This is a genomic window from Peribacillus sp. NPDC060253 (genome assembly GCF_042727425.1).
In the GTDB taxonomy this organism is placed as follows: domain Bacteria; phylum Bacillota; class Bacilli; order Bacillales; family DSM-1321; genus Peribacillus.
In genome coordinates, this window is sequence record NZ_JBHXAS010000002.1 from 1 (window position 1) to 13,578 (window position 13,578).

Here is a 13,578-nt window from a genome sequence, read left to right on the forward strand (position 1 = left end):
AGGCATGGCACTACAAAATAGCATATTTCAAACCTTTCCAATGTTATTTCAAGAGTAAAAAATAAGAATCAAGCTCATTATTTCAAATGGTTTTATCGCCCCCTTTTCAATCAAATAATCAACTTTAAATGAGAATCAATAGCTTTTTTTCATCCAATTTTTTTATTGAAAGGCCATTCCTTTATATCATTGCCATTTTTTCCCTAAACGATTCTTCCGACATGATTTCAGCAAAAAAAACCGAACCATCACGGCCCGGCTCTTTGAATTGGTTATCCAATGTCATTCTTTTATTTTATCCGTTATTGTTTTTTCCAAATAAGCTTCTTCGCTTCGGTGAACCTTACAGCTGTTTGCGGCCAGTTTACCACGTCCCACCATTTATCCACATAAGCTGCCCGATTGTTTTTATATTGCAGGTAATAAGCATGTTCCCACACATCCAGAACAAGGACTGGAATCGTATCCCACTGGGTTAATACCATATGCAGTTCCGATTGAAGTATTTCAAGACGCCGGGTACGTGGAACCCAGACTAAAATCGCCCAGCCAACACCTTCAACCTGTTTGGCCGCTTCACTAAACTGAGTTTTAAAGGCTGCAAAGCTTCCAAAGTCCTGTTCTATCTGTCTAAGTAAGTCTCCCTTTGGCTGCCCGCCTCCTCCTGGAATCATCACTTCCCAAAATAATGTATGAAGATAATGACCCGAACCATGAAAGGCGGCTTCCTTTTCCCAATGTTTCAACAAGGAATAATCATTCGTTTCCCTCGCTTTTTTCATCATCATTTCCGCTTTATTCAGACCATCGACATAGGCTTGATGATGCTTATCATGGTGCAAGTACATGATTTCCCTTGAAATCGTCGGTTCCAACGCTTCATAAGCATACGGTAACGGCGGTAGCGTATGCTTCCCAATTGGTACTGATTGCCTTTCCTGTATACCATAATCTCTAGCGATTTCTTCAATTTCCCCGTAGACCCGAGTCATCTCTTCTTCAATGAGGACCATGTCTTCATAATCTATTTCTTCCGTATCCAAATCTTTGGTCCACTGGGAAAGCCGTTCAATATTTGACAACAAATTCGAATCTGTGATATCGATCTTCTCAAGATATTCCATGATCTCGTCAATCCAATCACTTACCTCTTTTGCGTACTCTCTTTCTTCAGACATCTTTCAACCTCCTTGTAACCTTATGGCACATAAATCATCAAAGTATTTTATGTTTCGATTAAGCGGAGATTCCATTTATATATAAAAAAACAGCAAGGCCTATTAAGCCTTGCTGTTTCTATATCATGACTGTAACATTTTCGTTCGGTAATCCGTTTCATAAAACTCCAATTCTTCACGCATGGTCTGGAATCCACTTTCTACTACCTTCAGAATGGATATTATGCTGTCGGGTACACTTTGGTGAAATTTAATCGAGTTTTTTCCTGTATATGCAGATCTGCTGTCCTCAAACCAACGATCCGATTTTGGGGAAAAGTATTCTTCGATACATTGATGATATACCCTATAAAGAGTCTTTTCAGCTGCCGCTTTATTAAAGACATCATTTTTAAGAACGATTTGACAAGCTTCCAAGCCCTCTTCACAACTGACGAGCAATCTTCTTAAACTGGAAAGGACTCCTTTATAATAGGTTTCATCACCAGGCTTTTCTTCTTGCAGCTTAGAATAGGTCGTCTGATTTATGAATTCTTCTAGCTGAGCCACTGTCGTTTCTAAAAAGCTTTTTACATCCTCAAGCTGAGATTTTACCAATGTATTCCCCAACCGTGAACCCTCCTCAAAATGATTAAGATTGAATATAATAGTCAACATGTGATTCTATATTATATGGTTTAGCTTGGTCAATAGATATAAACACTTTCTCCAATTTTTCAAAATCTATATTTTCGAAATAACTAGCTAACTCTTTTTCTGAATTTATATATATACGTTTTCGGTTGATCAAACTCGGGTCTTTGAGCAGGCAGACCATGGCAATGATATCAGCCAGATAAATATCTCTGTTAAAACTTTTGAATATAGGATTGGCGGGATAGGGTGTAAAACGAGAAACCATCTCATCAAAATAACGAAGATACAGTACATTCAGTGTCTTTTCTTTTCCATCCTTTACGTATTGTATAACGGATCGGTTAAAAAATTCCTCCGGCGAATTTGACTTCTCTTTTTCAAGCTCAAATCCATTGCATGCTACGATTTGCACCCGCAATCCCCCCGCATTCATTTTTTCTATATTATCACAATTATTCGATTGTTTGCTGAAATTTTTCAAAAAACAAATCCGCTTCACCATTTTCGAAGCTATCATCCGAATTATCGGCAAGCGGCGGTAATTCTTCGATGGAATTCAATCCGAAGTAATCCAAAAACTCTTTTGTTGTTCCATATAAGTAAGCCCGACCGGACCCTTCAGCACGTCCGACCTCTTTTATTAAGACTTTGGCGACAAGTGTATGAATGGGACGTTCTGTTTTGACACCACGAATTTCATCAATTTCAGCTCTAGTAATCGGCTGCTTATATGCAATGATTGCGAGTGTTTCCAAAGCAGCCTGGGATAAGCCTTGTGTGCTTGATGTTTCTACAAGTTTTTTCAAGTAATCCGAGTGTACTTTTTTTGTCGTCATTTGATAAACACCCGCTATTTCAATCACTTGAATTCCGCGTGCATCCGATATATATTCTTCCTTTAAACTTTCAACGATGTCCGTTGCTTGATATTCTGTAATTTCTAGGACTGACGCAATCTGTTTGATGGAGAGTCCTTCATCTCCAGCCGCAAACAGTAATGCCTCAAGAATCCCGTTCCAATTAATAACTTCCAACTGGCTCTACACCTTTCTTAGCTGCAATCATGATTTCCGAAAAATTATCTTCTTGTTCAACGTTGATTTCATTTAGTTTCATTAGTTCCAGTACCGCCATAAAGGTGATGACAATATGCTCTTTAACCGGAACCGAAAACAGTTCAAAAAAGCTTTTCTTTCCTTTGATGGATTGTAACTCCATCAGGATTTCATCCATGCGTTTTTCTATCGATATCTCTTGTTTCGTTACTTTCGTGTAAAGCGGCTTTTGTATTTTTTGTCTGCGGAGCAATTTTTGCAGAGCGCCCAACATATCATATAGACTGATATTCAACTCTTGTTTATCACTTTCCGCTTCTTTAACATATCCGGACAAGTCACTTGGAGGTTTAGTGAACATCAAACTGCGTTCTTCTTCCATCCCTTTAAATTCTTCGGCCGCATGCTTATACTTTTTATATTCTAAAAGCTTCTCCACAAGCTCATCTCGTGGATCTTCTTCAAATAGTTCCCCATCTTCATCGATCAATTGTTCATCTTCATGCTTTGGCAGCAACATTTTACTCTTTATAGCAAGCAGCGTTGCAGCCATTACCAAATATTCGCTGGCCACATCCAATTCAAGGTGCTGCATGGTATGGATGTAACCTAGGTATTGATCTGTAATATCTGCCATGGGAATATCGTAGATGTCTATTTCAAGTCGATTTATCAAATGTAGGAGTAAATCCATCGGACCTTCGAAAGCGTCAATTTTTATATTATAACCCATTAAATTACCCCATTTAAATCCAATTGGCCCATAGGCCTATTTCTTTTCCTAATCAAGTATAGTGGATTGCCGCCCTTTATCCAATAATAATAATTTACGGACCTTGAAAAAAGTTCTTTTAATGGAATTGTGACAATTGGGTCGATGCCCAATCACATTCTTAAATACAACATAACCTAGAAATGTAAGAATAGCAGAACAAAGGAGGTACTTATTATGGGTGCAGGTGGTTTTGGACACGGCGGCGGATTCGCCTTTATTGTAGTATTGTTCATTTTGTTAGTAATCGTCGGTGCTTCTTGTTGTTAATGGAAGACTGATGAATCAAGCTGATTGCATTGCAATCGGCTTTCTTTATTTTCCAAGAAAAAATTCTATGCTAAACTTAGAAAGTAAACATTGCAGGTGAAAGGCTATGGAAAAATGGCTTTTCTGCCTTAGATGATACCATCAAAACAAAAGGGGTGCTCCTATTGAATTACGCGGACGACTACCTTTCTTTCCTTGTACATTTCCATGGGACAAGGGATTACTTCGAATGTCATGAAATTCTTGAAGAATATTGGAAGGAAACCGCTCCAAAAGAGCGTGACTCCCATTGGGTCGGCCTCATTCAAATTGCTGTTGCCCTATACCATGATCGCAGGGGAAACAATAAGGGGGCTGTCAGGACCCTAACTAAAGCCCTAGCTAATCTCCACTCTAAAAAGCCCGAGCTCCTAAAGTTGGGGCTTGATTCCGAAGAACTATTCAATTTGCTCGAGAACACCCTCGAACGAATGTTATCCCAAAAGCCATATGAAAGCATTAATCTTCCGATAGCAGATCAAGGGTTGATCGAAAAATGCCAGTCGATGTGCCTGCATGAAGGATACATATGGTGCGCAAAAAGTGACATGGCTAATTCAGCAATAGTTGATAAGCATCTAATGCGCGACCGTTCGGATGTTATTTCTGAAAGGGCTCGACAACTATCCCTTCGAAAAAGAATGGAGGACCGCCCTTAAAGGCTGTCCTCCATTCTCACTTTCATATTCAGATTTCTTCGCACCTGTCAAGAAAGCTTTCCGTAAACTCATTTGCCTTTAATTCTTTGTCAGGATATTGCTCCTTAAGAGCCCTGACCATCATTTTACCGATACCTTGCTTCCGAAAAGATGGATTTACAGATATATGTTGAATCTCAATGTGATTTTGAGAGGCTTCTATTCCGATCAAGCCTATAATCTCTTCATCTTTCCATAAGAACAGCTGTAGATTTTCATCTGTTTCATAATTCTTCATCGTATTCCGAAGCACTTTTATCTCTTTTTCATTTGGCATGAAAGATAATAATCCCATGGCAAATTTCTCATAACTTTTCTTATACTTAATCAACATAATATCCCTCGTTACTAAATAACGTTTTATTATCTACCTGATTCCAATTAATTCGCTTTGAATAATAATCCTCACTTATAACATTTCCATCATACATAAAAACTTCGTACGTTTCAACATCACTTTCAGCACTTGATTTATGGATGTGCTATGTGCTACGCGATAAACAGCCAATATACGATCCCCCACATCAAAGCGATAACAAGCATCATAAGTAAAAGAGTTTTATTACTTTTCCTCATCCCATACTCCCTTTATTAATGGTCCAAATATTTAAATATCGAATTCATTTTACTATAACCTAACACATTCTGACAAATATCCTTGCAATCTTGCTTCGATTTTACTACATTGATAAAGTGATCTTAGGTTCATAGAGTGCCTCTTAGGTATAAAAAACAAGGATGCAATCATTTTTCTCCCTTGAAAGATCATTAGCTTTCTTGGGCCATATTATTTTTTTAAAGAAAATATGTATCTTTTTTATCCTTTGTTTCGTCCAATACTATGAATCTTCATTTAAAGCGCCGCCCTTTAAATGAAAGATACCAATTCAGCAGGAAAAGTTAAGGAGGATTATCATGAAAAAAAGTAATAAATGGGTCATTGTAACTATTTTATTATGTCTATTATTGCCATATAAGGCTTTTGCAGATGCAGCTGTTGGTGAAATGATCGTCACACTTGGTGAAAATTTGACAAACGAACAAAAAAATATGATTTTGTCAGAAATGAAAGCCCCCAATGATGTCGAGGTTTTAACGGTTACAAATGCGGAGGAACATGAATACCTAGGAGATTATATCGCCAGCCGACTGATTGGTACAAAAGCGATTTCATCCTCTGCCATTACACTGGAGGAAAAAGGTACTGGCCTTAAACTGGAGTCGAAAAACATTAACTGGGTCACCGATGAAATGTATATCAATGCTCTGGCCACTGCAGGTGTAAAAGATGCTACCGTTTATGTGACAGCACCTATTCCTGTTTCCGGTACAGCGGCTTTGACAGGAGTCATCAAAGCATATGAGATTTCTTCCGATAAGAAGATTCCGGAAGACGTGAAACAGGCAGCAAATGAGGAAATGGTCAAAACAGCCAAGTTAGGTGATGAAATCGGTACGGAGGAAGCCTCTGCACTGGTAACGAAAATCAAAGAAAATATGGCTGAAAATCCACCAGCCAATACCGAAGAGGTTCGCGATGTTGTCGAATCTTCAGCAAAAGAACTTGGAATCGCCTTAAATGAGGCTCAAGTTCAAAGTTTAATTGATTTATTCAATAAGCTAAAAGAATTGAATATTGATTGGAACGCTGTCGGCGATCAGCTTACTGCTGCAAAAGATAAGCTATCCAATTTTCTGGAGTCCGAAGAAGGTCAATCATTTTTAGATAAATTGAAAGAAGTTTTCAGTAGTTTAATAGACGCGATCAAATCATTTTTCAGCTGATATAAATAAAAAGAGGATGGCCTATGCCACCCTCTTTTTATTCTTTATTCAAGACTGCGGCTTCATGAAGGGCCAAATCCAAATGGATAAGATCATCGAAGGTCTCGCGTTTGATAACTAATCGAGCTTCCCCATTTTCACAAAAGACGACAGCCGGTCTCGGAATCCGATTGTAATTATTCGACATGGAATATCCGTATGCCCCTGTACAAAAGACTGCCAATACATCCCCGCGTCCTGCTTTAGGCAATGGTAAATCCCAAATCAACATATCTCCGCTTTCACAGCATTTCCCAGCTATGGACACTGTTTCTTCTACAGGATCCAGTGGCCGATTTGCAAGAATTGCATCATACTTAGCTTCATAAAGTGCTGGACGTATATTATCACTCATGCCCCCATCAATGGCAACATATTTACGGACATTAGGCACTTCCTTTTCAGAACCGACTTTATACAAAGTCATACCAGCATCTCCGACTAATGAACGACCGGGTTCGATCCAGATTTCAGGCATTCCTAAATCGGATTCGGCAATCAGGTTCTGCACTTCCCTAACGATTTCTTCTACATACTGAGAAGCAGGTAGCGGGTCGTCCTCTTGAGTGTACCGAATTCCGAATCCTCCTCCGAGGTTCAATACCTTTGGTTGAAAACCTATAGTACCATGCCAATCATTCAACTTGCCGATAATTTTTTGAGCGGCAAGAAGGAAACCAGTCGTTTGAAAGATCTGGGAACCAATATGGCAGTGCAATCCTAGCACTTCCAGCCATTCGCTTTGTAGTGCTTGTTTAAGGGCTTCTTCAGCCTGGCCATTAATAAGATCAAAACCAAATTTCGAATCTTCTTGCCCTGTCAAGATGTAATCATGCGTATGGGCTTCGATGCCTGGTGTTACACGAAGAAGGATTTTCACCTTTTGCTCACGATTTGTACAAATCTCTTCTAACAGTTCCAACTCTGAAAAATTATCGACTACTATACAGCCAATTTTATAATCCAAAGCCATATGTAGCTCTTCTTCACTTTTGTTGTTTCCATGAAAGTGGATGCGTTCAGTTGGGAAATTCGCCTTAATTGCCGTATATAATTCCCCTGCTGAGACAACATCGAGAGAAAGGCCCTCTTGATCAGCCAACTGGATCATGGCAATCGAAGAAAAGGCTTTACTTGCATAAGCAACTTGTGCTGATATCCCCAATTCCTCAAAAGTTCTCTTGAACCCTCTTGCTCGTTCACGAATTAGCTCTACATCATAAACATATAATGGTGTACCAAATTTTTCGATCAGTTCGATCGTGTCCACTCCGCCAATCTCCAGATGTCCACGCTCATTGACACCACCGGTTCCGTACAAATGCATGATAGCTTCACCTTCCTGACTTAAAACTAAAAAAAGATTAACAAGAAATGAGGCAGCCTCAAATAAAGAAACCCAGATAGTAGTGAAAAGGGTTCTCTATATGATCAAGCCTCATTCGAATCTAATTGATTATCCCAGTTAAATATTGTTCTCCATGACTGCTTAGTAGTTCGAAAGAAAAGCCAGATTGGTTTTACTTCAAGAAACAAAAGCTCTATCTCTTTGTGAAGCCTTAACTTTATCGCTTTATTCGAATAAAATTAAATTACCACAACTTTTAGACAACATCAACCTTTAGATTTTCTAGGCTGCCTAAATCTATCCTGAGGATGTACAATACTTGGACGCTCCACAGATCCCGGATAAGGTCTTCTAACTATTATATGTGATAAACCCTTCGGTTGAAATGGGAGAAGCGGCCATAAATATGGTGTATTTAACGTTTTTATGCTAGTTAGCAAAATAATGTAGAGTGTGATGCCTATGACTAAGCCAGGTACTTTAAATATAGCAACCAACACTAGGAGCGCTAAACGGGAAATTTTATTCGCAACCCCTAGTTCTAAACTCGGAGTGACAAATGTACCGATTGTCGCTACGGAAGCATAGAGAACCACTTCAGGAACAAATAAACCAACATCTATCGCAATCTGTCCTATCAAAACGGCAGCAACCAAGCCCATTGCCGTAGAAAGCGGGGTCGGAGTATGTACGGCTGCCATCCTTAAAAATTCGATCCCAATATCGGAAATGAAGATTTGGACCACTATCGGTATATGCGTTTTGTCATTTGGACCGATATACTCAAACTTTTCAGGCAGGAGGGAAGGCTCTAAACAAAACAGCAACCAAATCGGCAGCAAGTATAAAGAAACGAAAATCCCCAAAAAACGTACCCAGCGTACCAAGGATCCAACTGCAGGTGCCTGCCGATACTCCTCAGCATGTTGCATATGATGAAAAAGAGTGGACGGGGTAATGATGACACTCGGTGAAGTATCGACATAAATAAGGACATGCCCCTCAAGTAAATGTGTTGCCGCTACATCAGCCCGTTCCGTGTACCTAACCATCGGGTATGGGTTATATCTTTGCTTGACGATGAACTCTTCGATCGTTTTATCAGACATCGTTATGCCATCAACCTTAATACTATTCAATTCCTTACGAACGATTTCTATTAAATCGGGATCGGCAATATCTTTAATGTAACCAATGGATATGTCCGTTTTCGATCGTTCCCCTACATGCAACATTTCGAAACGTAATCTTTCATCCCGTATTCTCCGTCTGGTTATAGCCGTGTTAACGATGATATTCTCAACAAAACCATCCCTTGATCCACGGACGACTTTTTCCGTATCGGGTTCTTGTGGCTGTCTCCCGGGATAACTCCTGACATCCACAACCAATCCTATTGGTTTACCATCAACAACAATGACTATTAAACCGGATAATACCTGATCAACAAGCTCATCCATCGTCTTTATTTCCTCAACGGATTGGTGTACGAGCAAGTCTTTGACTACATCAAAAACTTTAGTAGTCAAGATTTCAGCATTTTTGTTATGGATTAGTGAGTCGAGGATTTCAATGATGAATTCTGTATCCGTCAACCCGTTTATATAGTAAAGATGCACATCTTTTCTAAGGACCTTTATCTTTCTTACCCCTAAGTCAAAGCTGACGCCAAGACCTACTCTCTCTTCCATGAACGCATCTACTTCCGCTACCCTACTCGGAATCGGTTTCATTTCTTCTGGTTTTTCTGAAGTCATCATGACCACTCCTTTCCAATATAATTTCCACCGCTAGCTTCGTTATCGGTGCTCCTCTTTTATAATCGTCCTGATGGGACATTTTACCGATATCCCCTATCCCAACTACTATAGGTACATGTAATTGATCGATGCAATACACCGTATCTCCTGTTATCTTGCCCAGTTCAAATTCCTCGGCGCCGTATTTATCCACCCCGTTCGGTGTCAAATTCCCATCCCGGTCGATACAGATATCAACCTTGGTCCATTCTTCCCTTCTAGTCTTTGAAGCAACCGCAATCACTCCAAGGACAATAATATCAGGATGTTCGGCAACTACTTTCATCGCTTGTTCACCGGATCCTTCACCGATAAATCCGCTATCATCAAACATGACCAGAACAGGATCATTCTTCGCCTTCTTTATTAGTCCAACAAGCTCCAAGCCCGTATATCGTGATGGATTACCTTGCGACATGGAGATACATCGTCCCCCAATTTCCTTGGCGACAAGTTCGACAGCCCGTTTAGCATACTCATCTCCATCCGTAATCAATATCACTTTTCGTTTGGTCACCATCTTGAGCCTACCTTTCATAACCAGGAATAGTTACCTTAAAAACTTATAAATCGACAAAATAAATCCATTGGAATAAAGAACCCGCTATCTTCCCCAATACGAGTGCCATTAACAGATAAATGATTTTCTCTTGTATACCGATTCGTTTAGACAGAACAGGAAATACATTCAGAACTTCAGTTAAGGCAGCAGCAAGCATCCCATTAAAGATCCCGTCAGCCAAACCGATCGGAATTAATAAAAAATGCGGAAGGGAAAATTCCGTTTCCTGCAATCCGAACCATGTTCCCGCGACAACCCCGGCAATGATAGCTCCTTCGTAGTAATGTATCATTTTCATTGTTTTGGTCAGTTGAGTCAGTCTCGGAATCACCCCAAGTACAGTTAAAAACGCTACAAAACCGGCACCTGTAGCAAAACCTCCAGCTAAACCGACAAAGATTCCGAAGATAATTTTACCTGTCATCAAGATGGCGCACGTTCTCCTTATTTTCATTCATAGCTACATAACGGTCCAAATCCTGCTGATAGTTGAACATTTCAACTTCGAGCGGACTGGGTTCCTCATTGAAGCGTTTTTTAAAAAAGTGATTAAAAAATAAAATCATGCCTAAACCAAGGCCGAAGCTATATGGAATTTGAATCAATAGCGGCTTTTCATCCACTTTTCCGGTTATGAGCGTGAAGATTTTTTGATGCACTTCCCCCATACTGACATCAACATGAAAATTCATGATGGTTATACCACCGCCGATAAACAACAAGAACCAGACTAGGGTGAAAGCCAGGATTGACATTTTCTTTTTCGAGAGGATGACTTCAATGATGGTTTGGGACGGTCCGAATGTCTCCACTTCAATACCCGGATCCACTTTGCGGATGGCCATGATAACTTGAGCCAAATCAATGACAATAATATTCTTATCTTCCTTCTTTACCGTTAATAATAAGATTTCTTCAATTATTTGAATCTCTTCTTCAGGTCCGATTATCCTTGCAATATCTTTTATCCTCACCGGTTGATTTCCATTTACTTGTACACGGTTCCTCATCCTGATATATACAACTGCCACTATCATCACATCCCGACCTTTTATTTCCTTATGCTAGTAGTATGGATTGTAAACAGATTGAAAATGCAGGAAGTGACTGATGTCCAAATATTACTAACTGCAAACAAAAAAGGACAAGCTGCAATAACAGCATGTCTCTTTAAAATTTGACCGTTGATTGGAACGTAGGGCACTTGCTTTCCGCGGGCGGTCCGAGAGCCTCCTCGGCGCCTTTGCGCCTTGCGGAGTCTCCCTTGGGCGCGCTTTTCCCGCAGGAGTCTTGAACACTCGCTCCAATCAACTTTGTCTTAACATTTAGATAGAACTCCTTTTACCTACAGCGAAAGTTCAACTGATCCTGAGAGCTGCTACTATGTGAAAGATGAACGAACAAATCAGTTTGCCTATTTGTTTCATGCGACAGCAGAGCGCAATGGATTTGTGTTGGTGGGCGATAGTTCACCCGTCAATATGCAAGATAGTCTAATCTTAGAGCCTCTGGTTGAACAAGTGATTGATAAAGTAGGAAAACCATAAGCAGTTGCCGCAGATGCAATAGAAAAGCATGGGCGTTGGACCACTTTAAGGGGACTTAAAATACTTTCGCTGCCATGAATGTAAAGAAGATGGCCAACTGAACTTGGCGGGCCAGAAAATGACCTAAATAATGACGTCAGAGGGTCAATATTCTCTATACCTGCTTCAAATCCAAAAAAAAGGTTTCGGAATGAGATCATTCCGAAACCTTTTTGTCTAGCACCTGAGACACGCTTCCATGACAGCATGTCTCTTTGATTTACATCCATAAATTAATGGGTTGGGAAGAAAATCAGTTGAACCAAAAATATTAATCCAAAAATATAAATGAGTGGATGAACCGATTTTCCTTTCCCACTGAATACCTTCATTAGTGGATAGGTAATGAACCCTATGGCAATCCCCGTTGATATGCTTGAAGTAAGCGGCATCGTTAAAATGATTGCAAAAGCTGGAAATGCTTCATCGAAAATTTTCCAGTTGACCTTAGCTAGCCCCTCCATCATGAAGCATCCTACGATGATCAAAACAGGAGCAGTGATTGCTTGAACTGAAGAAATCGCAGATATTAATGGAGAAAAGAAAATCGATACAGCGAACAGGATCGCCACAACTGTAGCCGTCAACCCGGTGCGCCCACCTGCAGCCACACCCGTGCTCGATTCAACATAAGCAGTTGAAGGACTTGTTCCAAACATTGAGCCGACTGTCGTTGCAATCGCATCACCTAAAAAAGCTTTTTTGGCACGAGGGATCTTTCCATCCTTCGTCAGTCCTGCCTGTTCCGTTACACCGATCAATGTACCTGTCGTATCAAAGATCGTCACAAGTAAAAAGGCGAATACAACTGAATATAAAGAATGGGTGAAGACTCCAGCAATATCGATATCGAAAAATACCGGTGCAGGAGGTACGGATAAGACGCCATCAAAATTTAGCAAACCGATAAAGTAGCCGATAACTGCCGTAATGATCATACCAATAAAAATGGCCCCTTTGATATTGCGGGCCATAAAAATCAAGGTAATGAATAAACCTACCAACGCTAAAACGGTTCCAGGCTGATGCAAATCGCCAAGAGTCACCATCGTTGATTCATTAGATACTACGATTCCCGCATTTTTCAAACCGATAAACGCGATGAATAAACCAATTCCGGATGTGATTCCATATTTCAGTGAGTTAGGAATCGCATCAATTATCATTTTGCGCAAGCTCGTTACGCTAATTAATAAAAAGAGCAAACCGGCGATGAAAACCGTTCCAAATACAGTCTGATATGAGAGGCCCTGTGCCCCCACTACGCTAGCAAAATAAGCATTCAAGCCCATCCCCGGTGCTATCGCAATCGGGTATTTTGCTACGAGCCCCATGATAAGGGTACCTATGACCGATGATATGACCGTTGCCATGAAAACTTGTTCAAATGGAATCCCGATTGAAGACAATAAAGCCGGATTCACAATTAGGATATAAACCATAGTCAAAAATGTCGTAACGCCCGCCATGACTTCTGTACGGACACTCGTTCCATTTTCTTTCAGGGAGAAAAACCTTTCCATAAACATATTTAGACCTCCAGATCTAAAGGAAACACCGACAACCGTTTGCACGAAATAACAAGGTGTCCTAAAATTGTACTGCATCGTCGCTTTTCCTGGTTAAATATTCGTTGAATGAAAGATAAAAAAACGAATGAAAAACGCGACCTTTACTATAATATTCGTTTTTAATTGTAAATTCAACTAAAAAATTTGATTCCCATACATATTTCCATAAATTTGACTCCTAACTATTCACGAGGGTCCATTACTTTTACTTTTTCCTAAAATCGTGATTTATCTTCAGCC

15 protein-coding genes and 1 pseudogene are annotated in these 13,578 nt (G+C 40.0%); 4 read left to right on the forward strand and 12 right to left on the reverse strand.

The genetic code is table 11. The annotated features are described in order from the left end of the window. Window positions 1-302 precede the first annotated feature (302 nt). From ACFWE9_RS00705 to ACFWE9_RS00725, 5 genes are all read right to left on the reverse strand, one after another. Window positions 303-1,178, reverse strand: a complete 876-nt coding sequence (locus ACFWE9_RS00705; RefSeq protein WP_230156902.1) for a superoxide dismutase — start codon at window positions 1,176-1,178, stop codon at window positions 303-305. Window positions 1,179-1,301: 123 nt separating this feature from the next. Next, window positions 1,302-1,787 (reverse strand): YpuI family protein, encoded by a 486-nt coding sequence (locus tag ACFWE9_RS00710; RefSeq protein ID WP_230156901.1) that lies wholly within the window; start codon window positions 1,785-1,787, stop codon window positions 1,302-1,304. 22 nt (window positions 1,788-1,809) lie between these two features. Next, entirely contained in the window at window positions 1,810-2,226 is a 417-nt protein-coding gene (locus ACFWE9_RS00715) for a hypothetical protein (protein WP_230156900.1), read from the reverse strand. A 40-nt stretch (window positions 2,227-2,266) separates the two neighbouring features. After that, complete coding sequence (gene scpB, locus ACFWE9_RS00720) at window positions 2,267-2,848, reverse strand: SMC-Scp complex subunit ScpB (RefSeq protein ID WP_230156899.1); 582 nt, start codon at window positions 2,846-2,848, stop codon at window positions 2,267-2,269. Beyond that, window positions 2,835-3,602 carry a segregation/condensation protein A gene (locus ACFWE9_RS00725; protein ID WP_230156898.1) on the reverse strand — a complete coding sequence of 256 codons (768 nt, stop codon included), beginning with the start codon at window positions 3,600-3,602 and terminating at the stop codon, window positions 2,835-2,837. Before ACFWE9_RS00725 ends, scpB begins: the two co-directional genes overlap by 14 nt. Window positions 3,603-3,818: 216 nt before the next feature. Between ACFWE9_RS00725 and ACFWE9_RS00730 the strand changes: the two genes are divergently transcribed. Continuing rightward, complete coding sequence (locus ACFWE9_RS00730) at window positions 3,819-3,911, forward strand: YjcZ family sporulation protein (RefSeq protein ID WP_230156897.1); 93 nt, start codon at window positions 3,819-3,821, stop codon at window positions 3,909-3,911. A gap of 164 nt (window positions 3,912-4,075) precedes the next feature. Continuing rightward, on the forward strand, window positions 4,076-4,609 hold the full coding sequence (locus ACFWE9_RS00735) for a DUF309 domain-containing protein (protein WP_230156896.1): 534 nt from the start codon (window positions 4,076-4,078) through the stop codon (window positions 4,607-4,609). 28 nt (window positions 4,610-4,637) lie between these two features. On the opposite strand, the gene ACFWE9_RS00740 is transcribed toward ACFWE9_RS00735, so the two are convergent. After that, complete coding sequence (locus tag ACFWE9_RS00740; RefSeq protein WP_230156895.1) at window positions 4,638-4,982, reverse strand: GNAT family N-acetyltransferase; 345 nt, start codon at window positions 4,980-4,982, stop codon at window positions 4,638-4,640. 581 nt (window positions 4,983-5,563) lie between these two features. Between ACFWE9_RS00740 and ACFWE9_RS00745 the strand changes: the two genes are divergently transcribed. Next, window positions 5,564-6,433 carry a DUF1002 domain-containing protein gene (locus ACFWE9_RS00745; protein ID WP_230156894.1) on the forward strand — a complete coding sequence of 290 codons (870 nt, stop codon included), beginning with the start codon at window positions 5,564-5,566 and terminating at the stop codon, window positions 6,431-6,433. Window positions 6,434-6,470: 37 nt separating this feature from the next. Here the strand turns inward: ACFWE9_RS00745 and lysA are convergent, their stop codons facing one another. From lysA to ACFWE9_RS00770, 5 genes are all read right to left on the reverse strand, one after another. Then, window positions 6,471-7,799 carry a diaminopimelate decarboxylase gene (gene lysA, locus ACFWE9_RS00750; RefSeq protein WP_230156892.1) on the reverse strand — a complete coding sequence of 443 codons (1,329 nt, stop codon included), beginning with the start codon at window positions 7,797-7,799 and terminating at the stop codon, window positions 6,471-6,473. 287 nt (window positions 7,800-8,086) lie between these two features. Further along, entirely contained in the window at window positions 8,087-9,553 is a 1,467-nt protein-coding gene (locus tag ACFWE9_RS00755; RefSeq protein WP_377355333.1) for a spore germination protein, read from the reverse strand. After that, complete coding sequence (gene spoVAEA / locus ACFWE9_RS00760; protein ID WP_230156890.1) at window positions 9,534-10,139, reverse strand: stage V sporulation protein SpoVABEA; 606 nt, start codon at window positions 10,137-10,139, stop codon at window positions 9,534-9,536. Before spoVAEA ends, ACFWE9_RS00755 begins: the two co-directional genes overlap by 20 nt. 43 nt (window positions 10,140-10,182) lie before the next feature. Next, window positions 10,183-10,605 (reverse strand): stage V sporulation protein AB, encoded by a 423-nt coding sequence (locus ACFWE9_RS00765; RefSeq protein WP_063233148.1) that lies wholly within the window; start codon window positions 10,603-10,605, stop codon window positions 10,183-10,185. Beyond that, entirely contained in the window at window positions 10,595-11,218 is a 624-nt protein-coding gene (locus tag ACFWE9_RS00770; RefSeq protein ID WP_377355324.1) for a stage V sporulation protein AA, read from the reverse strand. The genes ACFWE9_RS00765 and ACFWE9_RS00770 overlap by 11 nt, the downstream gene beginning before the upstream one ends. Window positions 11,219-11,533: 315 nt before the next feature. Between ACFWE9_RS00770 and ACFWE9_RS00775 the strand changes: the two are divergent. Further along, window positions 11,534-11,725 (forward strand): annotated as a pseudogene (locus tag ACFWE9_RS00775) (IS5/IS1182 family transposase); the annotation flags it as partial. 275 nt (window positions 11,726-12,000) lie between these two features. Here the strand turns inward: ACFWE9_RS00775 and ACFWE9_RS00780 are convergent. Further along, window positions 12,001-13,290 carry an NCS2 family permease gene (locus tag ACFWE9_RS00780; protein WP_230157093.1) on the reverse strand — a complete coding sequence of 430 codons (1,290 nt, stop codon included), beginning with the start codon at window positions 13,288-13,290 and terminating at the stop codon, window positions 12,001-12,003. Window positions 13,291-13,578 lie beyond the last annotated feature (288 nt).